Origin of the sequence: Stenotrophomonas sp. PD6, from assembly GCF_049199305.1 — a bacterium.
GTDB lineage: Bacteria > Pseudomonadota > Gammaproteobacteria > Xanthomonadales > Xanthomonadaceae > Stenotrophomonas.
The window spans coordinates 32,790-59,600 of record NZ_JBLZQD010000015.1; the positions used below are offsets into that span (position 1 = coordinate 32,790).

A 26,811-nucleotide genomic window follows, 5' to 3' on the forward strand; every position below is an offset into this window, starting at 1 on the left:
CGCCGGCACAGGCCGGCGTGGCCGCTGCAACCGGGCGCCACGCCCGGACGCGTCTGCCACCGGAGAGTGCACCACCATGCAATGGATCAACAACCTCAAACTGATGCCGAAGTTGATGCTGACTTTCGGTGTAATCCTGCTGGTGATGCTGCTGCAGGGCGTCGTCGCCTATCGTGGCCTGCACTCCCTCAACAACGTGACCACCGAACTGGCCGGCAACCGGATGGAAAGCATCCGCATGGCCGGCGAAATGCGTGGCATGCTCGGTGAATACCGCAACTCCGCCTACCAGGGCTTGATCCGCGCCAGCGACGACGTCAAGGCCGAAGCCAAGACCCGCGCCGCCGACCTGCGCGGCAAGATCGATGCCTCCATCAAGAAGTATCCGGCCCTCATCGACAGCCCGCAGCAGAAGAAGCTGTTCGACGCCTTCGCCAAGGACTGGAACGAATCGCTGGCCTCCTACGATTCGGTCACCGAAATGCTCGAGCTGGACCTGCCGGACGACGCCATCGATACCTTCGTCGGCGAAACCCGCACCAAGCACCTCAAGGCGTCCACCGCCCTTGAAACGCTCATTGCCGAAGACAACCGCCTCGCCCGCGCCTCGCGCGAAGAGGCCGAAAGCACCTACGCCACCTCCGCTACCCTGACCATCATCGCTCTGCTCGGCGGCGCCGCCCTGGGCCTGGTGCTGGTGTACCTGTTCGCCCGCTCCCTGGTCGGCAGCGTCCGTGGCGCCGTCTCGGTGGCCAACGAAGTGGCCGGCGGCAAGCTGGACGGCCATATCGACGTCACCCGCAAGGATGAAGTCGGCGACCTTATGCAGGCCATGCAGCGCATGCAGCGCGACCTGCGCGACCGCACCGAAACCGAACAGGCCGTGGCCCGCGAGAACCTGCGCATCCGCACCGCGCTGGACTACAGCTCCACCGGCGTGTACCTGACCGACAACCACCTCAACATCGTCTACGCCAACCGCGCTCTGGAACAGACCCTGTCCCAGTACCAGGACGAACTGCGCAGGAGCCTGCCGGACTTCGATGCCGCCGCCTCGCTGGTCGGCCGCCCGCTGACCGTGCTCGAACACCGCGGCGAGATGGATGCCAGCCTGCTGGCCAACCTCAAGCAGCACGGTGTGGCCCGCCGCGCCATGCAGTTCGGCGACGCCCAGTTTGCCCAGGTCGTCTCCACCATCCGCAACGAAGAAGGCGAGAGCGTCGGCCACGTGGTCGAATGGCGTGACCGCACCCCCGAAGCGCTGGTGGAAGCCGAAGTGGCACGCGTCATCGCCCAGGCCGCCGCCGGCGATCTGTCCGGCCGCATCAGCGCCGAAGGCAAGGACGGCTTCTTCCTGCAGCTGGCCCAGCAGATCAACGGCCTGCTCGACGCCAACGCCTCCAGCATCGAACAGATCTCCGGCCTGCTCACCGCGCTGTCGCAGGGCGACCTGACCGTGCGCATGCACGGCGACTTCGAAGGCGTGTTCGCCACCATGCGCGACGACGCCAACGCCACCGCCGAACAGCTCAGCGGCATCGTCACCCGCATCAAGCAGTCCAGCCAGGCCATCAGCTCGGCGGCCAGCGAGATCGCCACCGGCAACAGCGACCTGTCGCGCCGTACCGAACAGCAGGCCGCCAACCTGGAAGAGACCGCCGCCTCGATGGAGGAACTGACCTCCACCGTGCGCCAGAACGCCGAACACGCCCGCCAGGCCAACCAGCTCGCCATCGGCGCGCATACGGTGGCCTCGCAGGGCGGCGACGTGGTCGGCCAGGTGGTGACCACCATGAGTGCGATCCAGACCTCGTCCAAGAAGATCGCCGAGATCATCTCGGTCATCGACGGCATCGCCTTCCAGACCAACATCCTGGCGCTGAACGCCGCCGTCGAAGCGGCCCGTGCCGGCGAACAGGGCCGCGGCTTCGCCGTGGTCGCCTCCGAAGTGCGCACCCTGGCCCAGCGTTCAGCCGGTGCCGCGAAGGAGATCAAGGGCCTCATCGACGACTCCGTCGGCAAGGTCAACGATGGCTCGGCATTGGTGCACAAGGCCGGCGCCACCATGGGCGAGATCGTCGCTTCGGTGCAGCGCGTGACCGACATCATGGCCGAGATCTCCGCCGCCTCGCAGGAACAGTCGGCCGGCATCGAACAGGTCAACCAGACCGTCGTGCAGATGGACGAAACCACCCAGCAGAACGCCGCACTGGTGGAAGAAGCCACCGCCGCCGCCCGCTCCATGGAAGAACAGGCCGGCCACCTCAGCGATGCCGTGTCGATCTTCCGCGTCGACGAACAGGAAGCAGCGCCCGCCGCCCCGGTCTTCGCGCCGGCGCCGCGTGCGGTGACCCGCCCGGCCGCTGCACCGGCACCGGCGCGCAAGCCGGCCAGCCGTGCGGTCGCCGCCGAGCTCGCCGACGGCGACTGGCAGGAGTTCTAAGCCGCGCCGCGCATCCGCGCTGCGGTGAAACACACAGGCCCCGATGCTCCGGCACCGGGGCCTTCTCACATCTGAAGCTGAATGCGCTCAGCTCGCGCACCTCAACCGGCGCCGGTTGCTGCCGATAACTCCATTGCCTCGACACGTTCGTCGACGTCCGGCTTCCGCTGTACGCCTCCGCTAGAGAAGACCCCCACGCCCATGAATCTTTCCAGCCGCTTCTCCAACCTGTCCGTACGCGGCAAGTTGAACCTGCTTACCGCCCTGATCGCCGTCGGCGTCATTGCCCTGGCCATCATCGCCGCGCGCATCCAGTACCTGGACCTGGCCGAGACCCGCAAGGACGCGCTGAAGACCCAGGTCGAACTGACCTACGGCATCCTCGACCATTACAAGCGCCTGGCCGGCACCGGCGAGCTCACCGAAGAAGCAGCCAAGGCGGCGGCACTGCAGGCCCTGCACGGCATGCGCGCCGACGGCGAAAGCGCGTACTACAACGTGCTGGCCACCGATTACACGCTGCTCATGCACCCGTTCGCGCCCGACCGCGTGGGCAAGGTGCAGAAGGACTACCTGTCCAAGGACGGCGTGCCGCTGTACCTGCAGCAGGTGGACATGGCCAAGACCGGCGGCGGCTATACCTACTACTCGACCACCAAGCCCGGCATGGGTGAAAAGCTGATCGAGAAGTCCACCTACGCCGGCATGTATGCCCCGTGGCAGTGGGTGGTCACCAGCGGCGTGTACATGGACGACGTACAGGCCGACGCGCTGGCCTTCACCGGCATCATGGCCGCCACCGGCGGCGCGCTGGTGCTGGTGGTATTGGCGTTGAGCTGGCTGATCGGCAACCGCATCACCGGCCCGCTGCGCCAGGCCACCGCCGTGGCCGACAGCATCGCGCGCGGCAAGCTCGATACCCGCATCGGCGCGCAGGCGCAGGACGAACCGGGCCGCCTGCTGGACAGCATGGGCCGCATGCAGCAGCAGCTGCACGCCGTGATCGGCGCCCAGCGCGAGATGGCCAGCCAGCACGATGCGGGCCAGACCAGCTTCCGCATGGACGAATCCGCCTTCCCGGGCGAATACGGCCTGATGGTGCATGAAACCAACACCCTGGTCGGCGCGCACGTGCAGACCATGCAGGACGTGCTGGCCGTGGTGCAGCGCTACGCCGTGGGCGACCTCAGCGCGGACATCGCGCGCTATCCCGGCGACAAGGCCGCCATCAGCACCACCGTGGACACCGTCAAGCAGAACCTGGCCAGCATCAATGCCGAAATCAAGCGTCTGGGCGCCGCGGCGGCTGCGGGCGATTTCACCCAGCGCGGCGATGCCGCCCGCTTCGACCACGATTTCCGCCAGATGATCGCCAGCCTCAACGCGATGATGCAGGTCAGCGACGACAACCTGGGCAAGCTTTCGACGCTGCTGTCGGCCATTGCCGAAGGCGACCTTACCGCACGCATGCATGGCGACTTCCAGGGCGTGTTCGCCACCATGCGCGACGACGCCAACGCCACCGTCGCCAAGCTGACCCAGATCGTCGGCCAGATCCAGGAATCGGCCGGCAGCATCAACCAGGCCGCAAGCGAGATCGCCACGGGCAACAACGACCTGTCGCGCCGTACCGAGCAGCAGGCCGCCAACCTGGAAGAGACCGCCGCCTCGATGGAGGAACTGACCTCCACCGTGCGCCAGAACGCTGAACACGCCCGCCAGGCCAACCAGCTCGCCATCGGCGCGCACGGCGTTGCTTCGCAGGGCGGTGACGTGGTCGGCCAGGTGGTCGTCACCATGAGCGCCATCGAGGCCAGCTCCAAGCGGATTGCCGAGATCATTTCGGTCATCGACGGCATCGCCTTCCAGACCAACATCCTGGCGTTGAATGCCGCGGTGGAAGCCGCACGTGCCGGTGAGCAGGGCCGCGGCTTCGCCGTGGTCGCCTCCGAAGTACGCACCCTGGCCCAGCGTTCGGCCGGTGCCGCCAAGGAGATCAAGGGCCTGATCGACGAATCGGTGTCCAGCGTCGCCGATGGTTCGGCGCTGGTGCGCAAGGCCGGCACCACCATGGGCGAGATCGTTGCCTCTGTGCAGCGCGTGACCGACATCATGGCCGAGATCTCCGCCGCTTCGCAGGAGCAGTCGGCCGGCATCGAGCAGGTCAACCAGACCGTGACCCAGATGGACGAGACCACCCAGCAGAATGCCGCACTGGTCGAAGAAGCCACCGCCGCCGCCCGCGCCATGGAAGAACAGGCCACCCAGCTCGCCGACGCGGTGTCGATCTTCCGCCTGGACAACCAGGTCGCCGTCGCGCTGAGCGCCGTCACCGCTCGCATCGCCCCGGCCGCGTCGCGCAGCGTCAAGCCGGCCGCCAAGGTCGCCCGCCCGACCACGCCTGCACCGACCGCGCGCGCACCGCGCACCACGGCCGACGACGGCAACTGGCAAGAGTTCTAAGGAATCCGCCTGTGACCACGCCTACCGCACCCGTCTCCACCGCCACGCCGGCAGGCCGCGAGTTCGAGTTCTCCGACCGCGACTTCCGCCGCATCTGCGATCTGATCTACCAGCGCGTGGGCATTTCCCTCGCGCCGGCCAAGCGTGACATGGTCTATGGACGCCTCTCGCGGCGGCTGCGTGCGCTCGGCCTGCGCAGCTTCCAGGACTACCTGGACCAGCTGGAGAAGCACGGCGGCGACGAGTGGCAGGCGTTCACCAATGCGTTGACCACCAACCTCACCGCGTTCTTCCGCGAGCCGCACCACTTCGAGAAGCTCGATACGGAACTGCGCGCACGCGCCGGCCACGGCACCCTGCAGCTGTGGTCCTGCGCGGCGTCGACCGGTGAGGAGCCCTACTCCATGGCGATCACCGCGTGCGAGGCGTTCGGCACGCTCAAGCCGCCGGTACGCATCCTCGCCACCGACGTGGACACCCAGGTGCTGGCGACCGCCAGCCGCGGCGTCTACGCCATCGACCGCGTGTCCGGGCTGGACCCGGCCATCAAGCGGCGCTACTTCCAGCGCGGCAGTGGCCCCAACGAGGGGAGCTGCCGGGTCAACCCGGCGCTGCGCGACCTGATCGACTTCCGCCCGCTCAACCTGCTGGCACCCCGCTACGACGTCGGCGGCCCGTTCGACGCCCTGTTCTGCCGCAACGTGATGATCTACTTCGACAAGCCCACCCAGCGCGGCATCCTCTCGCGCCTGATCCAGCACATGGGCGACGATGGCCTGCTCTACACCGGCCACTCGGAGAATTACCTGCATGCCGCCGACCTGATCCAGCCGTGCGGGCGCACCCTGTACAAGCGCGCGCCGGGAGCCCCGGCATGAACCTGGCGGCCCGCAACGACGAAGTGATGCGTTACTACGACAGCCGCTTCAAGGTCACCGCCGCCAAGCTGCTGCCGACCCAGTACCTGGTGGTCGATGACGAAACCGCGCTGACCACCACGCTGGGCTCCTGCGTGGCCGCCTGCCTGCGCGACCCGGTACTGAAGATCGGCGGCATGAACCACTTCCTGCTGCCCGAAGGCAATGTCGGCGACGGCGCGCCGGCGCGCTATGGCAGCTATGCCATGGAACTGCTGATCAACGACCTGCTCAAGCGCGGCGCTCACCGCAAGCGCCTGGAGGCAAAGGTGTTCGGCGGTGCCAACGTGCTCAAGGGCTTCACCAGCAACCCGGTGGGCACCCGCAACGCCGAGTTCGTGCGCCAGTACCTGCAGGCCGAACACATCCCGGTGCTCGCCGAAGACCTGTGCGGCATCCATCCGCGCAAGGTGTGGTTCTTCGCCGACACCGGCCGCGTCGTCGTGCAGCGCCTGCCGCATGCCCACGAAGCCGAGGTCGCCGCGACCGAAATCGCCGTGCGCGCCCGTCTGGCGCGTGCCCCCGTCACCGGTGGCGTGGAGCTGTTTGAATGATCACGGGTGCACCCTGCAGAGTCCTGATCGTCGACGATTCGGCCGTCGTCCGACAGATGCTGAGCGAGATCCTGGCCGCCGACCCGGGCATCGAAGTGGTCGGCACCGCCGCCGATCCCCTGCTGGCGCGTGAGAAGATCAAGCGCCTGGCCCCGGACGTCATCACGCTGGACGTGGAAATGCCGCGCATGGACGGCCTGGCGTTCCTGGAAAACCTGATGCGCCTGCATCCGCTGCCGGTGGTGATGATTTCATCGCTGACCGAACGCGGTGCCGACACCACCCTGCAGGCGCTGGCGCTGGGTGCGGTGGACTTCATTTCCAAGCCCAAGTTCGATGTGGCACGTGGCCTGCAGGGCTACGCCGAGGAGATCGTCGGCAAGGTCAAGATGGCCGCCCGCTCCCGCGTACGCACCCTCGCCCGCCCGATCACCCCGCGGATCACGTTGGACGCCGTGGCGCCCTCGCCCGCACGTTCGATCCAGTTCCGCACCACTGACCGCCTGATCGCCATCGGCGCCTCGGCCGGCGGCACCGAAGCCCTGCGCGTGGTGCTTGAAGGCTTGCCGGCCGATGCCCCCGCCGTGGTGCTCACCCAGCACCTGCCCGCCACCTTCAGCACCGCGTTTGCCGAACGCCTGGATCGCCATTCGGCGATGTCGGTGCGCGAGGCCACCGACGGCGAAGCCGTGCTGCCGGGCCATGCCTATCTGCCCCCGGGTGGCAAGCACCTGCGGGTGATCCGTGACGGCGCGCGCTGGCGCTGCCGCGTCGACGACGGCCCGGCGGTGAACCGCCACAAGCCGGCCGTGGACGTGCTGTTCCGTTCCGTGGCGGAGAGTGCCGGCGCCAACGCCATCGGCGCCATCCTCACCGGCATGGGCGACGACGGCGCACGCGGCCTGCTCGAACTCAAGAACGCAGGCGCGCCGACGCTGGTGCAGGACGAAGCCACCAGCGTGGTCTGGGGCATGCCCGGCGCCGCGTTCAAACTGGGTGCCACCGACGAACAGGTGCCGCTGGAACGCATCGCAGAACGCCTGATGGCGCTGGCACGCGGCTGAAAACATGACAATGCGTTGGTGGCGTAGCGCCGGGCTCTGCCCGGCTGTCGTCAATGCGTGCGTCACGCACTACCGATTTCAACAAGGAGCAACACCGTGAGTGCAACACTTCACACCGTCACCGGCCTTTTGCTGGCCACCGTTCTACTGGCCGGCACCGCCGCAGCCCAGGAATCCACCGCTGCAGCAACCAGCGCCGAAACGTCCGCCACGCCTGACATAGCGCCCGTGCCTGCCGCCGCCAAAGCCCGTGTCCGTATCTTCGGCCAGAACGGCCAGGGCATCACCATGTATACCGACGCAGCCTGCCGGGACACCTACACCGACAAGGTCGAAGTCGCCCGCTCCGGCGCACGCGCGATCGGCAGCCTGTTCGGCGGCGCACCCGACAACATCGCGCTTGGCATGCCGGAAACGTCAACCGTACGCAACATGAAGAGCGTGCTTTTTTCGAAGCCGAACTATCAGGAGTACGCCGTTGCCGGCGGCCGGCCACTGATCTTCGACGCCCGCGTCGAGAACACCAACGACTATCGCTGCGATCGCGAGCTGACCCTGCAGTTCACCGCTGAACCGGGCCAGGACTACGAAGTCTTCATGAGCACGGCCGGCGGCATCTGCCGGTTGAGTGCGAACCACGTGGGCGCGGATGGCAGCGTGCAGCCGCAGGCGACCACCTTCCCGCCGCAGCGCTGCGAGGCACCGGTGGAAGCCGCGTCACCCACGCCCGTGGAAAGCACCGCGACGGGCGAAGCAATGACGACCAATGCCGCCGATGCGACGGTATCCGTCGCGGCCGCTGCAGCAACGGACAGCAACGTGGTGGCGGCGCCCGCCGTCGGGGCAGTTGCGCCACGGGACTGGACCCGCACCGTGGGCATCATGTCCACCCAAGGCAGCGGGCAGGACAACAATCGCTACGGTGATCTGGCGCTGCGTTTGGTGAGCCGGGGCGATACCGGCAAGGTGGTCGGCCTGAAACTGGGGGTTCTGGCGCTGGCCGTCACGGGTCGTGCCTACGTGGGGCGCGTCGATGGATTCAACAAGAACAACCTGCGCGGTGACACCATCGAAAGCGTGCCAAGCCCGGCCGTGGTCCACATGCCGGACCTGCTGCGCGCGGAACTGGCCGAGTTCTTCCGCGCCCACCCCGATGCGATTCCTGTCGAGCGCCGCACGGTGCAGGCCAGCGCCGGTACCTGGACGCTGGCGTACCAGAAACTGGCCGGCTCGAACGTCCCGTACGAGCTTCGCCACCAGGCCAGCATCGGCTTCTTGCTGCCGAAGGACGGCCAGACCCAGACCATCGTGTATTGCACCGATGAGCGGCTCCAGGCCCCGCTGGACGAATGGCAGGCCGACGACTACGCCAAGGTGAGAGCCGCCTCGCAGGCCTTCGCCGAACGCTGCGTCGCCAGTTTCGTCGCCGAACTGCCGAAGGTATTCCCGGAGCTTGCCCAGCCGGAGCAGGGAACGGCGCAGTCGAACGAAGCGCAGACGGTGGCCGCTACAGAACAGACCTGAGGCCCGGTAGGGTCGGTTCCCAAACGACTGCCGATGGCACCTCCACATTCATTGACGCATGGACCCGAAACGAAACCGGCTTCGGCAGGTTCGTTCCATCACAGGTCCATGCCCCAATGAACCGACCGCCGTTACCCCCAATACAACCGCATCGGGTTGTCCACCAGCAGCTTCTGCCGCTGGTCGGCCGTCACCGCGATCCGGGGAATGAAATCCACCAGCTTGCCGTCGTCGGGCATGTGCGATTTCAGGTTGGGGTGCGGCCAATCGGTGCCCCACAGCACCCGGTCCGGGAACTGCTCCACCAGGTGCCGGGCGAACGGCACCACATCGTCGTAGTCCGGGGGCCCGGACTGCGACAACCGCTCCGGGCAACTCACCTTGCTCCACACGTTCGGGTGTTCGCGCATCAATCGCACGAATCGCTGGAACTCGGGCCCGTCCACCGGCAGGCTCACGTCCGGCCGCCCCATGTGGTCCACCACCACGGTGGTGGGCAACGAGGTGAAGAAGTCCCAGCGTTCGGCCAGGTCCGCCGCCTCGAAGTACACCACCACATGCCAGCCCAGCGGCGCGATCCGCGCGATGATCGCGTGGTAATGCGCATCCGGCTTCGGGTCCACCAGCCGCTTCACGAAATTGAAGCGCACCCCGCGCACCCCGGCCGCATGCAGCTCCTGCAGTTCCTCGTCGGTGACCGTATCACGCACCGTGGCCACGCCGCGGGCACGGCCGTCCGCGCTGCGCAGCGCATCGACCAGCGCCCGGTTGTCGGCGCCATGGCAGGTCGCCTGCACGATCACGTTGCGCTCGAAGCCCAGGTGGTCGCGCAGTGCGAACAGCTGATCTTTGCCCGCATCGCACGGCGTGTACTTGCGCTCGGGCGCGTACGGAAACTGGTCGCCGGGGCCGAACACATGGCAATGCGCATCCACCGCGCCCGGCGGTGGCACGAACGCCGGCCGGCTCGGGTCCGGGCAGAAATCCAGCCAGTCGGCATCTTTCACGAACTCCGCCATTACAGCCCCCTCGCCTTCAGTTGGGCATCCAGTCGCGGGTACACGCGGCGCGCGTTGCCCGACAGCACCTTGGTGCGGTCCGCCGCCGACAGCCCCAACGCCTCCACGTAGCGCAGGGTGTCGTCGAAGTACTGCCCGGTCTCCGGGTCGATGCCACGCACCGCGCCCACCATTTCCGAGCCAAACAGGATGTTGTCGATGTCGATCACCTTGAACAGCAGGTCGATGCCCGGTTGATGGTAAACGCAGGTGTCGAAGAACACATTCTTCATCACATGTTCGTTCAGCGGCGGCTTGCCCAGCATGTCCGCCAGCCCGCGGAAGCGGCCCCAGTGATAGGGCACCGCGCCGCCGCCGTGCGGGATGATGAAGCGCAGGTCCGGGAAGTCACGGAACAGGTCGCCCTGCAGGAACTGCATGAACGCGGTGGTGTCGGCGTTGAGGTAATGCGCACCGGTGGCGTGGAAGTTGGCGTTGCAGCTGCCCGACACATGCACCATCGCCGGCACGTCCAGCTCCACCATCTTCTCGAAGAACGGGTACCAGGCGCGGTCGGTGAGCGGCAGGCCGGTCCAGTGCCCACCGGAGGGGTCGGGATTGAGGTTGCAACCGACGAAGCCCAGCTCGTTGACGCAGCGCTCCAGCTCGGCGATCGAGTTGGCGATGGGCACGCCCGGCGACTGCGGCAGCTGGCACACCCCGATGAAGGTCTCCGGGTAGAGCTGCACCACGCGCGCGATGAGGTCATTGCAGCGCCGCGTCCATTCCGCGCTCACCACCTCGTCGCCGATGTGGTGGGCCATGGTGCTGGCGCGCGGCGAAAAGATGGTCATGTCCGCGCCGCGCTCGCGCAGCAGCCGCAGCTGGTTGCCTTCCACGCTTTCGCGCAGTTCGTCGTCGCTGATCGTCGGGTACACCGGCGCCGGCAGCGACGGATCGTTGAAGTGGGCCACCTGCGCCTTGCGGAACGCATCGTGGCTGGCGGGGGCGGTCGTGTAGTGACCGTGGCAATCGATGATCATCGAGGGGGCCTCGTGGGGGAGGAGTTACCAGCCGAACAGCTGGGCGAAGTGGACGTCCACGCGCAGCCCGACGATCAACGCGTCAGGAATGTCGGTGGTACGGGTGGGCGCGTAGATCGGGTCCGGGTTGATCACGTACTGCAGGTTGGGCATCAGGCGCACGCCCTTGTGCACCGCCCATCCATAGCTGAGCTCGGCGATGATCTCGTCGGCGTGCGGCGCGCCGCTGCCGCCGTTGCGTGCGCGGCGGTCGCGCAGGAACGCGATCTGTTCATCACTGAAGTGCGTGTTGGAGACGAACATCGCCAGCGTGTCCTGGTCGCGGCCGGTAAAGGTGCCGGTCTTGACGAAGCCCGCGGCCAGGAACTGGTCCACCGGCGCCTCGTTGCCCGTATTGACGTAGGCACGCGCGAACAGCGCCAGGTTGCGCTTGCCCTCGCCGCGCCACACCGTCTGGTCGGCCATCGCATACCAGCCCAGGCGCGCACCGTCCTGCATGGCGGTTGGCTTTCCGGTCAGCGCGGCGGAGTTGCCGTTGGCATCGAAATAGGAGCTCTTGCCACCATCGGTGTTGCGGTACATGCCCACCCGATAGGTGCGCGGCAGGCGGTCGTTGGCGAAGCTGGTCTGGTAGCCGGCCTCATACGCGGTGATGGTGCCGGTGCCCTCGCCCACCGAGAAGTCCAGGCCGTTCTTGCCGGCCTTGTTCAGCTCGTTGTTGTAGTCGAATGCGCCGCCCTGCACGTACCAGCGATCATTCACGTCGTAGCGCAGGATGCCGGCCCATGACGAATTCGGGAACGCGGTGATGCCCAGATCGGTGATCGCGCCATAGGGGGTGAGGCACATCGCATTGCTCATGAACACACAGTTGAGCGGCGAGTTGTTGAAGTAGCTGTTCACCGGCGCGCGGCCGGCGGTAATGCTCAACCCGTTGTCAAAGCGGTGGCGCACGGTGAGCCGGGTCAGGCGGCCGCCGGCCACCGGCCGCCAGGTCTGCTGCGCGCTGATCGAGTTGCCGATCTTCTCGCGCGCCAGGTTGCGCCCGGCGAACCAGGCCCATTGCGCGTCCACGTCGGTGTTGTGCACGCCGAACAGTTCGTCCAGGTCGAACTTCGACTGGGCCATGATCCAGTATGAGCCTTCGGTGCCCTGCTCCACCCCGCCCACGGGGTTGGAGGCGACGTTGCCGACGACATCCAGGGTCAGGTCGACGCCCTTGGGCACGGTGCCCTCGGCGGCGGCCGGTGCGGCCAGTGCGGCGCTCAGCAACAGCGCCAGCGGGGTGTGACGGAGGATGGACATGCAATCTCCCTTCCCGCTGCCGTGGGCAGCGGGTTCAATGCGTTCTGGGTAGGCGCCGCGGGCCGCCCCCGGCGCGTCGGTCAGGCTTCGCGCACGCCGAGGTGGCGCAGCCGGGCGCGGCGGGTGCCGATCTGCGCGGCCATCACCTTCTCGTCCAGCTTGCCTTCCCACTTGGCGATCACCAGCACCGCAATCGCGTTGCCGACCAGGTTCACGAAGGTCAGGCCCTCGGCCAGGATGCGGTGGATGCCCAGGATCAGCGCGATGCTGGCCACCGGGATGGTGCCGGTGGTGCCCAGCGTCGCCGCCAGCACCACGAACGCGGCACCGGCCACGCCTGCGGCGCCCTTGGACGTCAACAACAGCACCGCGATCAAGCCCAACTGGTGCCACACGGTCAGCTCGGTGTTGGTCGCCTGGGCCAGGAACAGCGCCACCGTGGTCAGGTACAGGCAAGTGCCATCGAGGTTGAACGAGTAGCCGGCCGGAATCACGAAACCGACCACGCCTTCTTCGCAGCCCAGCTTCTTCATCTTCTCGATCAGGCGCGGCAGCACCGTCTCGGTGGAGGTGGTCGCCGCCACGATCACGATCTCGTCGCGCAGGTAGGCCAGCAGCCGCCACAGGCTGGCGCCGGTCCACCAGCACACCGCACCGAGCACGAACACGGTGAACGCTGCGCAGACCACGAAGAACTCGATGATCAGCTCGCCCAGCGACAGCAGCGAACCGGCACCGAACTGGCCCACGGTGAAGGCGATGGCACCGAACGCACCGATCGGCGCGAAGTACATGACATAGCCGATGATCTTGAACAGCGCCGACGAGGTGCCTTCGATCACCTTCATCACCGGCGCGCCGCGCTCACCGATCGACGCCAGCGCCACACCGAACAGCACCGCCACGAACAGCACCTGCAGCACATGCGCTTCGGTGAACGCACTGACCAGCGTGTTGGGGATGATCGCCATGATGTACGACACGATCGACTGGTCGTGGGCGGTATGCACATAGCCCTGGATGCTGGCCATGTCGATGGTGGCCGGGTCGATGTTCATGCCCGCGCCGGGCTGCCACAGGTCCACCGCGACCAGCCCGACGATCAGCGCCAGGATGGTGATCACCTCGAAGTAGATCAGCGATTTCAGCGCGAGCCGGCCCACGCTGCGCATGTCGCGCATGCCGGCGATGCCGTGCACCACCGTCACGAAGATGATCGGGCCGATCATCATGCGGATCAGCTTGATGAAGGCATCGCCGAACGGCTTCATCGCCGAACCCCAGTCCGGCTGCAGCCAGCCCAGCAGGACGCCGATGATGGTGCCGGCCAGCACCTGGAACCACAACTGGCCAAAGACGCCGAAGCGGCCCTGCCGCTTCTCAACAACAGTCATAACAACCCTCCCAGGTCACAAGAATAGAGACGCCGCGCGTATTCAGTCGAACAGCACGCCGTCGAACAGCTTTCGGGCGGTGCGCAGGATGGCGGCGGTGGTCACCTGTCCCTGTGCGTCACGCTCCAGCACGCAGCCGGTGCTGCCGCTGGGGTGTTCGATGTCCAGCTGCAGGCGGTCGCCATCGGGCAGCACCGCCAGCGCGTGGGCCGGCGATCCGGGCAGCAGGCAGGCGGTGGCCACGGTCACCGCACCCAGCACGCCGATGGAGGCGTGGCAGCGGTGCGGTATGAACGACCGCACGCAGATCGCGCCACCCTCGCGCGGCGCTGCCACCAGCATCATCTTGGGAACCGACTTCGCTGTGACGTCGCCCAGGTTCATCAGCGGACCGGCCTGCAGGCGGATCGCCTCCAGCCGTGCCTTCAGCGCGTCGTCGGCATCCAGCGTGGCGCGGTCTTCGTAGCCGCTCACGCCTGCGTCGCAGGCGCGCAGCACCACGCACGGCATGCCGTTGTCGATCAGGGTGACCTCCACCCCGTCGATCACATCCACCGCGTTGCCGGTCGGCAGCAGCGCGCCGCAGCTCGAACCGGCAATGTCGGCAAAGATCAGTGGAATCGGCGCCGCCGTGCCCGGCACGCCGTCGATCCGGGCCGCGCCGACATAGCGCACCTGGCCACCGGGCGTCTGTACGTTGGCGGTCGCCACCTTGCCCGTGTTCACCATGAAGATGCGCACGTCGGTGTCGTCGCCACTTGCCTGGACCAGCCCACGCTCGATGGCGAAGGGGCCTACACCGGCCAGCAGGTTGCCGCAGTTCTGCGCGTCGCTCACCAGCGCCTGGTCCACGAACACCTGCAGGAACAGATAGTCCACGTCCGCATCGGGCCGCTGCGATGGCGAAACCACCGCCACCTTGGAAGTCAGCGGATCGGCGCCGCCCATGCCGTCGATCTGGCGCGGGTCCGGCGAGCCGTAGGCGCGCAGCAGGAAGGCATCACGCGCCGCCGCGTCGGCAGGCAGGTCGGTGGCCAGGAAGTAGCCGCCCTTGGACGTGCCGCCACGCATCCACATCGCGGGCACGCCCTTACTCATAGCGCAGGCCCTTGGCCGCCAGGCGTTCGCGCATGGCATAGATGTCCAGCCCCAGCTCACCCTTGGCCAGCCGCTCACGCTTCTCGGCCTCGCGCGCTTCGCGCGCCTGCGATTCGGCCGCAACGCGCATGGCATCGGCACGCGGCACGATGCACACGCCGTCATCGTCGGCGATCACCACGTCGCCGGGGTGCACCAGTGCGCCGCCGCAGACCACCGGCACGTTCACCGCACCCAGCGTTTCCTTGACCGTGCCCTGCGCGTGGATCGCGCGGCTCCAGACCGGAAAGCCCATCGCGGTCAGGTCGCGCACATCGCGCACGCCGGCGTCGATCACCAGCCCACGGCAGCCGCGCACCTGCGCCGAGGTGGCCAGCAGGTCACCGAAATAGCCATCGGTACACTCGCTGGTCGGCGCCACTACCAGCACATCGCCGTCGCGCAGCTGCTCGATGGCCACATGCATCATCCAGTTGTCGCCGGGCGGCACCGACACGGTGATGGCGCTGCCGGCGATGCGCGCACCGCTGTAGATCGGGCGCAGCCGAGGATGCAGCAAGCCGCTGCGGCCCTGCGCCTCGTGCGCGGTGGCGACACCGGCTTGGCCGAGGACCTGGAGTGCGCCGGCAGCGGCGCGTTCGACATGGGTGACGACGCGGGACATCCATCCATCCTGTAATGACGATGATGCAGTCTTGTCTGCCCGCGCCAACCCCTCAAGATCGATTTCCGCAACATCCATTGGGTTTGGTTATAGTTGATGCATGAACAGGCCCTTTGAGCTGAACCTCAAGCATCTGCACGCGCTGGTTGCCGTGCACCACCACGGCGGCATCAGCGCCGCCGCCCCGCACGTGAATCTCTCCCAGCCGGCGCTGACCCAGGCCATTGCGCGGCTGGAAAGCCAGCTCGACGCGACCCTGTTCGACCGGCAACCCGGCGGCATGGCGCCCACCGAAGCGGCCGAACTATTGGTCCCGCGCATCGAGCGTGCACTCGGCTACATCGCCGACGGCGTGCGTGTTGCGCGGCGCGCGCAGCGCCTTCCGGCGCTACCGGCAGTGGAACGACGCGTCACGCTCGGCCAGTTGCGAGCACTGGTGGCGGTGGACGATGCCGGCAGCTTCACCCTGGCCGCCACCCGCGCCGGCATCTCGCAGCCGGCGATCTATCGCGCCGTGCACGAGCTGGGCACCGCCATTGAAACGCCGCTGACCGAGCGCCACGGCAAGACCGTGCGGCCCACCCCGGCCGCCACGCGCATGCTGCGGCTGGTGCGGCTGGCCCTGTCGGAGCTGGCGGCGGGGCTGGACGAGGTGGCGCTGCTGCGCTCCGAACAGGGTGGCCGGGTCACACTGGGGGTCATGCCGCTGGCGCGCGCGATCCTGCTGCCGCAGGTGCTGGCGCGCTTCGCCCGCGCCCACCCCGGCGCATCGGTCAACGTGATCGAAGGGCCGTATGCCGAACTGCTGGGCGACCTGCGCGCAGGCAGCCTGGACCTGTTGATCGGTGCTATGCGCGACACCCTGCCCGTCCGCGATGTCGCGCAGGAGGGTCTGTTCGACGATGACCCGGTGATCGTCGCCCGCACCGGCCATCCGCTGGCCGGCAGCGACCCGCTCGACTTCGACCGGCTGTTGGCCTTCCCGTGGGTCATCGCCGCCACCGGCGCGCCGGTACGCGCCCGCTGGGAGAGCATGTTCCGCCAGCAGGGCCACGAACCGCCGCGCCTGCGCATCGAATGCGGCTCGGTACTGATCACCCGCGGCCTGCTGCTGGAGGACGACTGGCTGACCCTGATGTCACGCGACCAGTTCGTGATCGAACGCCGCGCCGGCCTGCTCTGCGAAATAGGCAGCGCCGGCGACGAACTGCGTCGCCGCATCGGCCTCACCACCCGCGCCGACTGGCACCCCACCCGCCTGCAGCGGGCGTTCGTGGAAACCTTCCGCGCCGTCTGCGCCGAACGCAGCAACGATGCCGACAACGCGTGGCCGTTTCGCTATCCGGCGCGTTGATGGCATTGGAAACCGGCGCCTGGTCATTGTGTCGCGGGATGCCTGGTATGCCGCCTCCCGGACCGCATCTGTGATCACCGTTTCCACATGCCCCTCGTCCATGTGCTGAGATGCACGTTCAACGCTACGGAAGGAATGCCATGGAAAGGCGCTTGCCATCAACCTCGAAGTTTTTACTTTTGGCATTTCTTTGCTGTCTGCCCTCCAGCATCAACGCCAGCGGGAGCCTCTTCTACTTCGAGGCTTCTCAGGGCGCATTCCATTTCTCGCTGGAGATGACAGGCCGCCAGGATGTCGGCGCCATCCAGGTCAGCTCCAGCGACTTCAAGGTCTACATGCCCCATCGCACCTACTACGTCGAGTTCAACCGCGCGCAGACGCGCGCCTACATCCGCCCACGCAAGCGCGAGGGGCTGCCGTGGTTTGAAGTGGATGTGGTGGGCAAAAAGGGCGTTTTGCTTTACGAAGGCCGGCGCATGCAGGGCACCGCCAACTGGACGCCAGAAGAGTGGGACAACTGAAGTGATGGCATCGCGCCGGTAGGGTCGGTTCCCAAACGACTGCCGATAACGGGCCCACACCCGGTAACGCATGACCTGAAACAAAAACGGCTCTCCGTTCCGACGTCATGAACACCGGACAGGCGGCTTCGGACACAGGTCAGCGTTGGTAACCACACCGCAGCCGCAGTGTCGCGGCTCCGGATGCTTGAGCCGCGCGTTGCGCGGTTGCCACGCATGGCGTGGCACTACGAATTGCTGGCGAACGCGATAGGACCCGGATACATCAAAAAAACCCCCAGTTTTCACCGGGGGTTTTCTGAAACGTCCACCGACCAACGGTCGGTGGCTACCGGTGCCGGGCAGTGCCCGGCGCCGCGTCAGGCGGCAACCGTTTTGGCCACGTCCTGGTAGTCCTCGATCTGGTCGAAGTTCATGTAGCGGTAGATGTCCTTGCTGCTGGCATCCAACACGCCGATGTCCGCCATGTACTCTCCCTTGGTCGGGATGCGACCCAGACGCGAGCAGATCGCGGCCAGCTCGGCCGAACCCAGGTACACGTTCGAGTTGCGGCCCAAGCGGTTCGGGAAGTTGCGGGTCGAGGTCGAGAACACCGTCGCGCCTTCGCGCACCTGTGCCTGGTTGCCCATGCACAGCGAGCAACCCGGCATTTCCATGCGGGCGCCGGCGGTGCCGAAGGTGCCGTAATGGCCTTCCTTGGTCAGCTCCGAGGCATCCATCTTGGTCGGCGGGGCCACCCACAGCTTGGTCGGGATGTCGCGCTTGCCTTCCAGCAGCTTGGCGGCCGCACGGAAGTGACCGATGTTGGTCATGCACGAACCGATGAACACTTCGTCGATGGCCGCACCGGCCACGTCCGACAGCGTCTTGACGTCGTCCGGATCGTTCGGGCACGCCACGATCGGCTCGTGGATGTCGGCCAGGTCGATCTCGATGACGGCGGCGTACTCGGCGTCGGCATCCGGCTGCAGCAGCTCCGGGTTGGCCAGCCACGCTTCCATCTTCTCGATGCGGCGGGCCAGCGAACGTGCGTCCTGGTAACCCTCGGCAATCATCCACTTCAGCAGCGTGATGTTGCTGGTGAGGTACTCGATGATCGGCTCCTTGTTCAGGTGCACCGAGCAACCGGCGGCCGAACGTTCTGCCGAGGCATCGGACAGTTCGAACGCCTGCTCGACCTTCAGGTCCGGCAGACCTTCGATTTCCAGGATGCGACCGGAGAAGATGTTCTTCTTGCCGGCCTTGGCCACGGTCAGCAGACCGGACTTGATCGCGTACAACGGAATCGCGTTGACCAGGTCACGCAGGGTCACGCCCGGCTGCATCGTGCCCTTGAAGCGGACCAGCACCGATTCGGGCATGTCCAGCGGCATCACGCCGGTGGCTGCCGCGAAGGCGACCAGGCCCGAGCCGGCCGGGAACGAAATGCCCACCGGGAAACGGGTGTGCGAATCGCCGCCGGTGCCGACGGTGTCGGGGAGCAGCATGCGGTTGAGCCAGCTGTGGATCACGCCGTCGCCCGGACGCAGCGAGACGCCGCCACGGGTGGAGATGAATTCCGGCAGCGTGTGGTGGGTCTTGACGTCCACCGGCTTCGGGTACGCAGCGGTGTGGCAGAACGACTGCATCACCAGGTCGGCCGAGAAGCCCAGGCAGGCCAGGTCCTTCAGCTCGTCGCGGGTCATCGGGCCGGTGGTGTCCTGCGAGCCCACCGAGGTCATCTTCGGTTCGCAGTAGGTGCCCGGGCGCATGCCCTGGCCTTCCGGCAGGCCACAGGCGCGGCCGACCATCTTCTGCGCCAGCGAGAAGCCCTTGCCGGTATCCGGCGGGTCCATCGGCAGGCGGAACAGGTCGGTCGGAGCCAGGCCCAGCGCTTCGCGCGCCTTGGCGGTCAGGCCACGGCCGATGATCAGCGGAATGCGGCCGCCGGCGCGCACTTCGTCGAACAGCACGTCGGACTTCACCTGGAACTCGGCGATGACCTGGCCGTCCTTCAGCGCCTTGCCGTCATAGGGACGCAGCTCGACCACGTCGCCCATGTTCATCTGCGACACGTCCAGCTCGATCGGCAGCGCGCCGGCGTCTTCCATGGTGTTGTAGAAGATCGGGGCGATCTTCGAACCCAGGCACACGCCGCCGAAGCGCTTGTTCGGAATGAACGGAATGTCTTCGCCGGTGAACCACAGCACCGAGTTGGTGGCCGACTTGCGGCTCGAACCGGTACCGACCACGTCGCCCACGTAGGCGACCAGGTGGCCCTTGTCCTTCAGCGATTCAATGAACTTGACCGGGCCGCGCTTGCCGTCTTCTTCCGGCTCGATGCCATCGCGCTTGTTCTTCAGCATCGCCAGGGCGTGCAGCGGGATGTCCGGGCGCGTGGTGGCGTCCGGGGCCGGCGACAGGTCGTCGGTGTTGGTTTCGCCGGTCACCTTGAGCACGGTGATGGTCAGGCTCTGCGGCACTTCCGGGCGGCTGGTGAACCACTCGGCATCGGCCCAGCTCTGCAGCACGCCCTGGGCGTTTGCATTGCCGGCCTTGGCCTTTTCCTGCACGTCGTGGAAGGCGTCGAAGACCAGCAGCGTGTTCTTCAGTGCGGTGGCGGCGATCGCGCCGACGGCGGCGTCGTCCAGCAGCTGGACCAGCGGCGCGACGTTGTAGCCGCCCAGCATGGTGCCCAGCAGTTCGGTGGCGCGCTCGCGCGAGATCAGCGCGTTGGTTTCGCTGCCGAAGGCGATGGCGGCCAGGTACGAGGCCTTGACCTTGGCGGCGTCATCGACGCCGGCCGGCACGCGGTGGGTGAGCAGGTCGAGCAGGAACTCGGCCTCGCCCGCCGGCGGGTTCTTCAGCAGTTCAATGACGTCGGCCGTCTGCTGGGCGCTCAGCGGCAGCGGCGGGATGCCAAGCGCGGCGCGCTCGGCTACGTGGTGGCGGTAGGCTTCCAACATGACAACTCCCGGGAAATTCTTTGAAAAGACTTCGGTTGAATACGGCGGTGGAGTAACGGGCTCAGGCGTGCGGCACGATCAGCTTCAGGCCCTTGAAGTAGTCGCGGTAAAATTTGTCGTTCCAGGTGATCAGGCCGTCGCACTGCAGCAGCGCGTGCGCGCCGACCATGAAATCGTCCATGCCGCGGCGGTCGTTGCCGCGCTGGCGGTGGCGGCGGTGCATCTCGCCGGCGCGCAGGGCCGACTTGGCTTCCAGCGGGCTGAAATGGATGCCCATCTCTTCCAGCGCTTCCTGCACCTCGGCCCCGCCTCGCAGCGCGGCGCAGATCTCGGCCAGCACCACGCCACAGATCACCACCCGCCCGCCGACCAGGCTCTGGCGCAGGCAGGCTTCCACGGCATCGGCCTGCGGGCCGTTGCTGAGCAGTTCGATCAGGACCGGGGAATCGACGGCGATCATGCGCGGCTCATTCCTCGTCGCGCACGGCGCGGACAGCCGCGTCGGCCGAATCGAAGCCGTCCAGCGCGAACTTGCCGCGGGCACGGGAAATGGCGTCGTCCACGCTCTTGCGCAGGATGATGCGGCTGCCGTCCAGCTCCACCTTGAGCTGGGTGCCCTTGGTGAGGCCCAACGCATCGCGCACTGCCTTGGGCAGGGTGATCTGACCGCGTTCGGCGACGGTGGCTTCCATGGGGGTGGCCCTGTTTGGTATGTACGAATTATACATACTCAGCCATCCATACCGCCACGTGCATACCGGGCTGCCCGCTGAACCCCTACCGCCGCCATCGGAGCCAGCCCGGCCAATTGCGCCGAACAGGCTCGAAAAGTCGGCATGTGCGCCGATCTGTGACGTAAATAGCTGAACGCAGACGGTCAATCGCTAGAATGAGCGGGCAACACCCCATCGCTCTGAGAAGGACATCCCACGATGCGCACCACCGTACTCACCCTCGCCCTGCTGCTCGCCGCTCCGCTGGCCCTATCCAGCCAGGCCGCCCATGCCAATCCGTTCGGCGGCTACAAGACCGGTACCCAGATCACCCAGCAGCAGATGGACGCGGCCGAAGTGGGCAAGACCACCCAGGACCATGTACGCGACGCGTATGGCGCCCCCAGCCGCCGCGAGCAGATCGGCGACACCCAGATCTGGTACTACGACTACGTCAACATCAAGCACTTCGGCAAGAACGTGCAGGAAGCCACGGTGTTCGAGTTCGGCAAGAACGGCGTGCTGACCGCCAAGTCCAAGACCAATGCCGTGGGCAAGACCGGCAACCCGCTGATCGACGCCGCCAACGGCAAGTAATCGCGCGGTACAACGGCTGTCGCGGACGGGGCGCCTGCGGGCGCCCCGTTTAATGAAGTCTTCATCCGACAGGTGCTACAAGCTGAGCCACTGCTGCGCGTTCATAACGGGGGCCATTCTGCACGTCCGAGAGGACCTGAAAATGACCAAGGTAACCGCACCAAAAGCAGGCAAGAGCGTCGGCCTCGAGTTGTCGCCGAACGACATGTATCCGCCGTTGTTGAGTCCCGACGCAGACTCCTTCGTTTTCGAGATCGCCGATGGAGAGTCCGCCACGTTCGACTTCACCCTCGGCGGACAGGAGGGGCCTTTTCCCGGCATCACGATGGCAGCAGGCCCCGGTGGAGGGGCGCTTCTGTTGGACAGGCAATTCATCGCCGCGTACTCCGGCGCCTGGCCGGCACAACTTGAGGTCCGAGCCTGGCAGAACGGTGTGATCGTGGACCGTCGGTCGGCCAGGCTTCACGATACGAAACGCATGACGGTTGCCAGCATCAAGCAGGCGGCGTTAAAACCCAATCCTGCAAGAGTCCTTGCAGAGGGAGACAACCAAGCTGTCGCCATCGCAAGTGCACAGTTTTTCGATGCCGCCGGCGTAAACCTGCCGAACGCGGAAGTCTCCTGGCAGGTCGAACTCCCCGGCAATCCCCAAGGCTTGAAGGCCGATGGTCAACGAGTCCTGCTCCTGCCCGAGGCGCAGCCTGGTGAATTCGCGGTTCTCTTCCGGGAAGCGAACGGAGTGCAGTCCACGCTGACGCTTACACTGAATCCGACGATCGACACAGGTCTGAAACTGCAGGCGTACGACCTCTATCCGCCACTGCGCCATCTGCAGCCCGCGATAATCACCATCTACCATACCCTGCCAGAGGATAGCGGCGTTACGTTCACGTATCGCCTCAACGGCCTCGAGAATTCGCAGCCAGGTGTGCTGATTGAAGAAGAGGATCTCTATATCGATACGGACTTCATCCACTCGTATGAAGGCCCGTGGCCAGCTGAAGTGCAGGTTTGCGCCATTGTGAACCATCAGGTGGCCGGCATTCGCACCCTGCGACTGCATGACACCCGAACCATGGTGTGCACAAAAGTCGACATGTGGTTCTACCCGTCCGACGCGATGGAAATTCCACAAACCGGCACTGTCATCGTCGTGCCGGCTCCCCAGTTCTATGACGCGAACGATATTGCGCTTCCCCACGCAGAACTGACATGGCATGCGGAGATCGTCGACCCCATGGAGGGCGTCGGGATGATCGGGCATCTGCTTGAAATAAGCCCGGAGGCCAAGCCAGGCGTCTACCGGGTCGCGATGATCACCGGCGAACTCAACCGGGCACGACCGCTGCGCCTGATCTGACCCGCCGCTGTGGGCTTCATTCCACAGCTGCTACAAGCTGAGCCACTGCTGCGAGTTCATAACGGGGGCCATTCTGCACGTCCGAGAGGACCTGAAAATGACCAAGGTAACCGCAACAAAAGCAGCCAAGACCGTCGGCCTCGAGTTGTCGCCGTCCGACATGTATCCACCGTTGTCGAGTCCCCACGCTGACGCTTTCGTGTTCGAAATCGCCGATGGCGCGTCCGCCACCTTCGATATCACCCTCAACGGACAGGTACCGCAAGGGCCTGTTCCCGGCATTACGATGTCAGCGGGCCCCGGAGGAGGGGCGCTTCTGTTGGATGGAAGCTTCATTGCCAGCTACTCCGGCACCTGGCCGGCACGCATTGAGGTCCGGGCCTGGCAGAACGGAGCGATCGTGGACAGCCGGACGGCCAGACTTCACGACACCAGGCGCATGGTCGTGGCCGGCGTAAAGAACGCTGCACTGCGTCCCAACCCTGCGGGAATTCCTGTGCCGGGTGAAGATCCATTCGCCGTTATGGCGGGAGCGCAGTTTTTTGATTCGGCGGGCGTGAAATTGCCGGACCCCGAAATCTCCTGGCATCTCGAACTACCCGGCAACCCAGAGGGTGTAAAGGCGGATGGTCAACAGATCCTCATCCTGCCCGGGGCGCAGCCCGGTGAGGTAGAGGTGCTCTTCCAGGAGGCGAGCGGACTTCAATCCACAGTGTCGCTCACGCTGGATCCCAGCATCGACACCTGACGGTAACAACAGGCATACGATTTCCCACAGTGAATCGCCTGGCTTTCAGGCGGATCGGGTGCCGGCGTTCTGCCGGCACCCGGCAGTGACACGAACGCCACAGATGGCGGTGTAATCTTGGGGGGGTCGGCCAAGCGCCATTCCAGACCCCAGGCTCAACCCGCGGTGACGCGAGCCGGTCCGGATGCGCATGGCAACCTGCAAGCAGGCCCGTAACCGGGCCATCGCAAGCCATCCGCAAGAGGAGTCACCCCGCATGAGCGATTCGTTCTCCACCCGCAGCCAGCTGGACGTCGGCGGCACGACCTACGACTACTTCAGCCTGCCCAAGCTCGGACAGCAGTTCGACATCTCCCACCTGCCCTACTCGATGAAGATCCTGCTGGAGAACCTGCTCCGGCACGAGGATGGCGGCATCACCGTCGGCAAGGACCACATTGAGGCCGTGGCGCGCTGGAACCCGCGGGCCGAACCGGACATCGAGATCGCCTTCATGCCGGCCCGCGTGGTCCTGCAGGACTTCACCGGCGTGCCCTGCGTGGTCGACCTGGCCGCCATGCGCGACGCCGTGGTCAAGCTCGGCGGCCGCCCGGAGCAGATCAACCCGCAGATTCCGTCCGAGCTGGTGATCGACCACTCGGTACAGGTCGATGTGTTCGGTACGCCGGACGCGCTGGACCTCAACGGCAAGATCGAATTCCAGCGTAACCAGGAACGCTACGGCTTCCTGCGCTGGGGCCAGAAGGCCTTCGACAACTTCAAGGTGGTGCCGCCCAACACCGGCATCGTCCACCAGGTGAACCTTGAAAACCTTGCCCGCGTGGTGATGACTGCCGACAAGGATGGTAAGGCGGTCGCCTACCCCGACACCGTGTTCGGCACCGACAGCCACACCACCATGATCAACGGCATCGGCGTGCTCGGCTGGGGCGTGGGCGGCATCGAGGCCGAGGCGGCCATGCTGGGCCAGCCCTCGTCCATGCTGATTCCGCAAGTGGTGGGCTTCAAGCTCACCGGCCGCCTGCCCGAGGGCGCCACCGCCACCGACCTGGTGCTGACCGTCACCCAGATGCTGCGCGCGCACGGCGTGGTAGGCAAGTTCGTCGAGTTCTTCGGCGAGGGCCTGCAGCACCTGCCGCTGGCCGACCGCGCCACCATCGGCAACATGGCGCCCGAGTACGGCGCCACCTGCGGCATCTTCCCGATCGACCAGGAGTCGCTGAACTACCTGCGCCTGTCCGGCCGCAGCGAAGCGCAGATCGCCCTGGTGGAGGCCTATGCCAAGGCGCAGGGCCTGTGGCATGACGCGCAGACCGTGCATGCCAGCTACAGCGCCACGCTGGAACTGGACATGGGCGAGGTCAAGCCGTCGCTGGCCGGCCCCAAGCGCCCGCAGGACCGCGTGCTGCTGCAGGACGTGAAGCAGAACTACCGCGACAACCTCGGCGGCTTGACCACCAACCGTGACAAGCGCAGCGCCGACGTGTCCACCTTCGTCAACGAAGGCGGCGGTGCCGCCGTGGGCAACGAGCAGCTGGCCAAGGGCTACGCCGACGTCGAGCTGGACGGCAACCGCTTCCGCCTCAAGGACGGCGCAGTGGTGATCGCCGCCATCACCTCCTGCACCAACACCTCCAACCCGGCGGTGATGATCGGCGCCGGCCTGCTGGCACGCAATGCCGCCGCCCGCGGCCTGGACCGCAAGCCGTGGGTGAAGACCTCGCTAGGCCCAGGCTCGCGCGTGGTCACCGATTACCTTGAGAAGGCCGGCGTCCTCACCGAGCTGGAGAAGGTCGGCTTCTACGTGGTCGGCTACGGCTGCACCACCTGCATCGGCAATTCCGGCCCGCTGCCCACCGAAGTCAGCGCCGGCATCGCCAGCGGCGACCTGGTGGTCACCTCGGTGTTGTCGGGCAACCGCAACTTCGAGGGCCGCGTGCACCCCGAAGTGAAGATGAACTACCTGGCCAGCCCGCCGCTGGTGGTGGCCTATGCGATCGCCGGCACCACCGACATCGACCTGACCACCGAACCGCTCGGCACCGGCAGCGACGGCCAGCCGGTATACCTGCGCGACGTCTGGCCGAGCAACAAGGAGATCGGCGATGTGATCGCCGCCACCATCGGCCCGGAGATGTTCAAGCAGAACTATGCCGACGTGTTCAAGGGCGATACCCGCTGGAACACCATCCAGTCGCCCGATGGCGACCTGTACGAATGGGACGGCAACTCCACCTACATCAAGAACCCGCCGTACTTCGAGGGCATGACCATGCAGGTCGGCCAGATCGACGACGTGCACGGGGCCCGGGTGATGGGGCTGTTCGGCGACTCGATCACCACCGACCACATCTCCCCGGCCGGCAACATCAAGAAGGACTCCCCTGCCGGGCGCTTCCTGCAGGAGCGCGGCGTGCAGCCGGCCGACTTCAACAGCTACGGCAGCCGCCGCGGCAACGACGATGTGATGGTGCGCGGCACGTTCGCCAACATCCGCATCAAGAACCTGATGTTCGGCGGCGAGGAAGGCGGCAACACCCTGTATTTCCCGAAGGACGGCGGCGAGCCGCAGAAGCTGGCGATCTACGATGCGGCCATGAAGTACAAGGCCGACGGCGTGCCGCTGGTGGTATTCGCCGGCAAGGAATACGGCACCGGCTCGTCGCGCGACTGGGCGGCCAAGGGCACCAACCTGCTGGGCGTGAAGGCGGTCATCGCCGAAAGCTTCGAGCGCATCCACCGCTCCAACCTGGTCGGCATGGGCGTGCTGCCGCTGCAGTTCAAGGCCGGTGAGAACGCCCAGAGCCTGGGCCTGGACGGCTCGGAAGTGATCGACGTGGGCGGCCTGGACAACGGCGTCAGCAAGACCGCCACGCTGGTGGCGACCAAGGCCGACGGCAGCAAAAAGACCTTCCAGGCCCACGTGATGCTGCTGACCCCGAAGGAAGTGGAGTACTTCAAGCACGGCGGCCTGCTGCAGTACGTGTTGCGGCAGTTGGCCGCGAAGCAGTGATGATTCACGGCCAACGGTCGTGAATCCGGGGCGGGGGGGGGGGGGGGGGGGGGGGGGGGGGGGGGGGGGGGGGGGGGGGGGGGGGGGGGGGGG

General features: G+C 66.4%; 21 protein-coding genes. 12 read left to right on the top strand and 9 right to left on the bottom strand.

Annotated elements, in window-relative coordinates; translation table 11 throughout:
- Positions 1 to 76 precede the first annotated feature (76 nt).
- The 6 genes from ACOZHM_RS17000 (at position 77) to ACOZHM_RS17025 (ending at position 8,965) form a co-directional block, all read left to right on the top strand.
- Positions 77 to 2,443, top strand: a complete 2,367-nt coding sequence (locus ACOZHM_RS17000; protein ID WP_421570500.1) for a methyl-accepting chemotaxis protein — start codon at positions 77 to 79, stop codon at positions 2,441 to 2,443.
- 201 nt (positions 2,444 to 2,644) lie between these two features.
- Positions 2,645 to 4,906 carry a methyl-accepting chemotaxis protein gene (locus ACOZHM_RS17005; RefSeq protein ID WP_421570502.1) on the top strand — a complete coding sequence of 754 codons (2,262 nt, stop codon included), beginning with the start codon at positions 2,645 to 2,647 and terminating at the stop codon, positions 4,904 to 4,906.
- An 11-nt stretch (positions 4,907 to 4,917) separates the two neighbouring features.
- Positions 4,918 to 5,784, top strand: coding sequence for a CheR family methyltransferase (locus ACOZHM_RS17010; protein ID WP_421570504.1), 867 nt, complete (start codon positions 4,918 to 4,920; stop codon positions 5,782 to 5,784).
- Positions 5,781 to 6,377 carry a chemoreceptor glutamine deamidase CheD gene (cheD, locus tag ACOZHM_RS17015; protein ID WP_421570505.1) on the top strand — a complete coding sequence of 199 codons (597 nt, stop codon included), beginning with the start codon at positions 5,781 to 5,783 and terminating at the stop codon, positions 6,375 to 6,377. Before ACOZHM_RS17010 ends, cheD begins: the two co-directional genes overlap by 4 nt.
- Positions 6,374 to 7,441, top strand: coding sequence for a protein-glutamate methylesterase/protein-glutamine glutaminase (locus ACOZHM_RS17020; RefSeq protein WP_421570506.1), 1,068 nt, complete (start codon positions 6,374 to 6,376; stop codon positions 7,439 to 7,441). The genes cheD and ACOZHM_RS17020 overlap by 4 nt, the downstream gene beginning before the upstream one ends.
- 96 nt (positions 7,442 to 7,537) lie before the next feature.
- Positions 7,538 to 8,965, top strand: coding sequence for a hypothetical protein (locus ACOZHM_RS17025; protein WP_421570508.1), 1,428 nt, complete (start codon positions 7,538 to 7,540; stop codon positions 8,963 to 8,965).
- Between the two features lie 131 nt (positions 8,966 to 9,096).
- Here the strand turns inward: ACOZHM_RS17025 and ACOZHM_RS17030 are convergent, their stop codons facing one another.
- The 6 genes from ACOZHM_RS17030 to ACOZHM_RS17055 all read right to left on the bottom strand — a co-directional run bounded on the left by ACOZHM_RS17030 (position 9,097) and on the right by ACOZHM_RS17055 (position 15,467).
- Entirely contained in the window at positions 9,097 to 9,984 is an 888-nt protein-coding gene (locus tag ACOZHM_RS17030; RefSeq protein ID WP_421570509.1) for an amidohydrolase family protein, read from the bottom strand.
- Positions 9,984 to 11,006 carry an amidohydrolase family protein gene (locus ACOZHM_RS17035; protein WP_421570510.1) on the bottom strand — a complete coding sequence of 341 codons (1,023 nt, stop codon included), beginning with the start codon at positions 11,004 to 11,006 and terminating at the stop codon, positions 9,984 to 9,986. The genes ACOZHM_RS17030 and ACOZHM_RS17035 overlap by 1 nt, the downstream gene beginning before the upstream one ends.
- 24 nt (positions 11,007 to 11,030) lie before the next feature.
- The gene (locus tag ACOZHM_RS17040) at positions 11,031 to 12,311 is read right to left on the bottom strand and encodes a carbohydrate porin (RefSeq protein WP_421570511.1); all 1,281 of its coding nucleotides are present in this window, start codon (positions 12,309 to 12,311) and stop codon (positions 11,031 to 11,033) included.
- Positions 12,312 to 12,391: 80 nt separating this feature from the next.
- Entirely contained in the window at positions 12,392 to 13,705 is a 1,314-nt protein-coding gene (gene dctA, locus ACOZHM_RS17045; protein ID WP_421570512.1) for a C4-dicarboxylate transporter DctA, read from the bottom strand.
- A gap of 42 nt (positions 13,706 to 13,747) precedes the next feature.
- Positions 13,748 to 14,803 carry a 4-oxalomesaconate tautomerase gene (locus tag ACOZHM_RS17050; RefSeq protein ID WP_421570513.1) on the bottom strand — a complete coding sequence of 352 codons (1,056 nt, stop codon included), beginning with the start codon at positions 14,801 to 14,803 and terminating at the stop codon, positions 13,748 to 13,750.
- Positions 14,796 to 15,467, bottom strand: coding sequence for a 4-carboxy-4-hydroxy-2-oxoadipate aldolase/oxaloacetate decarboxylase (locus tag ACOZHM_RS17055; protein WP_421570514.1), 672 nt, complete (start codon positions 15,465 to 15,467; stop codon positions 14,796 to 14,798). The genes ACOZHM_RS17050 and ACOZHM_RS17055 overlap by 8 nt, the downstream gene beginning before the upstream one ends.
- Positions 15,468 to 15,567: 100 nt before the next feature.
- Here ACOZHM_RS17055 and ACOZHM_RS17060 point away from each other — a divergent pair, with 100 nt between their 5' ends.
- Together ACOZHM_RS17060 and ACOZHM_RS17065 are read left to right on the top strand one after the other, a co-directional pair.
- The gene (locus tag ACOZHM_RS17060; protein ID WP_421570515.1) at positions 15,568 to 16,821 is read left to right on the top strand and encodes a LysR family transcriptional regulator; all 1,254 of its coding nucleotides are present in this window, start codon (positions 15,568 to 15,570) and stop codon (positions 16,819 to 16,821) included.
- Positions 16,822 to 16,961: 140 nt separating this feature from the next.
- Complete coding sequence (locus ACOZHM_RS17065) at positions 16,962 to 17,342, top strand: hypothetical protein (RefSeq protein ID WP_421570516.1); 381 nt, start codon at positions 16,962 to 16,964, stop codon at positions 17,340 to 17,342.
- A gap of 359 nt (positions 17,343 to 17,701) precedes the next feature.
- On the opposite strand, the gene acnB is transcribed toward ACOZHM_RS17065, so the two are convergent.
- The 3 genes from acnB to ACOZHM_RS17080 all read right to left on the bottom strand — a co-directional run bounded on the left by acnB (position 17,702) and on the right by ACOZHM_RS17080 (position 20,979).
- Complete coding sequence (gene acnB / locus ACOZHM_RS17070) at positions 17,702 to 20,287, bottom strand: bifunctional aconitate hydratase 2/2-methylisocitrate dehydratase (RefSeq protein ID WP_421570517.1); 2,586 nt, start codon at positions 20,285 to 20,287, stop codon at positions 17,702 to 17,704.
- 61 nt (positions 20,288 to 20,348) lie between these two features.
- Entirely contained in the window at positions 20,349 to 20,747 is a 399-nt protein-coding gene (locus ACOZHM_RS17075) for a type II toxin-antitoxin system VapC family toxin (RefSeq protein WP_421570518.1), read from the bottom strand.
- A 7-nt stretch (positions 20,748 to 20,754) separates the two neighbouring features.
- On the bottom strand, positions 20,755 to 20,979 hold the full coding sequence (locus ACOZHM_RS17080; protein ID WP_421570519.1) for an AbrB/MazE/SpoVT family DNA-binding domain-containing protein: 225 nt from the start codon (positions 20,977 to 20,979) through the stop codon (positions 20,755 to 20,757).
- 240 nt (positions 20,980 to 21,219) lie between these two features.
- Here ACOZHM_RS17080 and bamE point away from each other — a divergent pair, with 240 nt between their 5' ends.
- From bamE to acnA, 4 genes are all read left to right on the top strand, one after another.
- A complete protein-coding gene (bamE, locus tag ACOZHM_RS17085; protein ID WP_421570520.1) occupies positions 21,220 to 21,597 on the top strand; it encodes an outer membrane protein assembly factor BamE domain-containing protein in 378 nt (125 codons plus the stop codon).
- 142 nt (positions 21,598 to 21,739) lie between these two features.
- Positions 21,740 to 22,957 (top strand): hypothetical protein, encoded by a 1,218-nt coding sequence (locus ACOZHM_RS17090; RefSeq protein WP_421570521.1) that lies wholly within the window; start codon positions 21,740 to 21,742, stop codon positions 22,955 to 22,957.
- A gap of 97 nt (positions 22,958 to 23,054) precedes the next feature.
- The gene (locus tag ACOZHM_RS17095) at positions 23,055 to 23,705 is read left to right on the top strand and encodes a hypothetical protein (protein WP_421570522.1); all 651 of its coding nucleotides are present in this window, start codon (positions 23,055 to 23,057) and stop codon (positions 23,703 to 23,705) included.
- 256 nt (positions 23,706 to 23,961) lie between these two features.
- On the top strand, positions 23,962 to 26,718 hold the full coding sequence (acnA, locus tag ACOZHM_RS17100) for an aconitate hydratase AcnA (protein ID WP_421570523.1): 2,757 nt from the start codon (positions 23,962 to 23,964) through the stop codon (positions 26,716 to 26,718).
- Positions 26,719 to 26,811: the final 93 nt, after the last annotated feature.

Coding starts and splice junctions, on each gene's coding strand:
- ACOZHM_RS17000 (WP_421570500.1), top strand. CDS start 77: ATGCAATGGATCAACAACCTCAAACTGATGCCGAAGTTGATGCTGACT.
- ACOZHM_RS17005 (WP_421570502.1), top strand. CDS start 2,645: ATGAATCTTTCCAGCCGCTTCTCCAACCTGTCCGTACGCGGCAAGTTG.
- cheD (WP_421570505.1), top strand. CDS start 5,781: ATGAACCTGGCGGCCCGCAACGACGAAGTGATGCGTTACTACGACAGC.
- ACOZHM_RS17020 (WP_421570506.1), top strand. CDS start 6,374: ATGATCACGGGTGCACCCTGCAGAGTCCTGATCGTCGACGATTCGGCC.
- ACOZHM_RS17030 (WP_421570509.1), bottom strand. CDS start 9,984: ATGGCGGAGTTCGTGAAAGATGCCGACTGGCTGGATTTCTGCCCGGAC.
- ACOZHM_RS17035 (WP_421570510.1), bottom strand. CDS start 11,006: ATGATCATCGATTGCCACGGTCACTACACGACCGCCCCCGCCAGCCAC.
- ACOZHM_RS17040 (WP_421570511.1), bottom strand. CDS start 12,311: ATGTCCATCCTCCGTCACACCCCGCTGGCGCTGTTGCTGAGCGCCGCA.
- dctA (WP_421570512.1), bottom strand. CDS start 13,705: ATGACTGTTGTTGAGAAGCGGCAGGGCCGCTTCGGCGTCTTTGGCCAG.
- ACOZHM_RS17050 (WP_421570513.1), bottom strand. CDS start 14,803: ATGAGTAAGGGCGTGCCCGCGATGTGGATGCGTGGCGGCACGTCCAAG.
- ACOZHM_RS17055 (WP_421570514.1), bottom strand. CDS start 15,467: ATGTCCCGCGTCGTCACCCATGTCGAACGCGCCGCTGCCGGCGCACTC.
- ACOZHM_RS17060 (WP_421570515.1), top strand. CDS start 15,568: ATGAACAGGCCCTTTGAGCTGAACCTCAAGCATCTGCACGCGCTGGTT.
- ACOZHM_RS17065 (WP_421570516.1), top strand. CDS start 16,962: ATGGAAAGGCGCTTGCCATCAACCTCGAAGTTTTTACTTTTGGCATTT.
- acnB (WP_421570517.1), bottom strand. CDS start 20,287: ATGTTGGAAGCCTACCGCCACCACGTAGCCGAGCGCGCCGCGCTTGGC.
- ACOZHM_RS17075 (WP_421570518.1), bottom strand. CDS start 20,747: ATGATCGCCGTCGATTCCCCGGTCCTGATCGAACTGCTCAGCAACGGC.
- ACOZHM_RS17080 (WP_421570519.1), bottom strand. CDS start 20,979: ATGGAAGCCACCGTCGCCGAACGCGGTCAGATCACCCTGCCCAAGGCA.
- bamE (WP_421570520.1), top strand. CDS start 21,220: ATGCGCACCACCGTACTCACCCTCGCCCTGCTGCTCGCCGCTCCGCTG.
- ACOZHM_RS17090 (WP_421570521.1), top strand. CDS start 21,740: ATGACCAAGGTAACCGCACCAAAAGCAGGCAAGAGCGTCGGCCTCGAG.
- ACOZHM_RS17095 (WP_421570522.1), top strand. CDS start 23,055: ATGACCAAGGTAACCGCAACAAAAGCAGCCAAGACCGTCGGCCTCGAG.
- acnA (WP_421570523.1), top strand. CDS start 23,962: ATGAGCGATTCGTTCTCCACCCGCAGCCAGCTGGACGTCGGCGGCACG.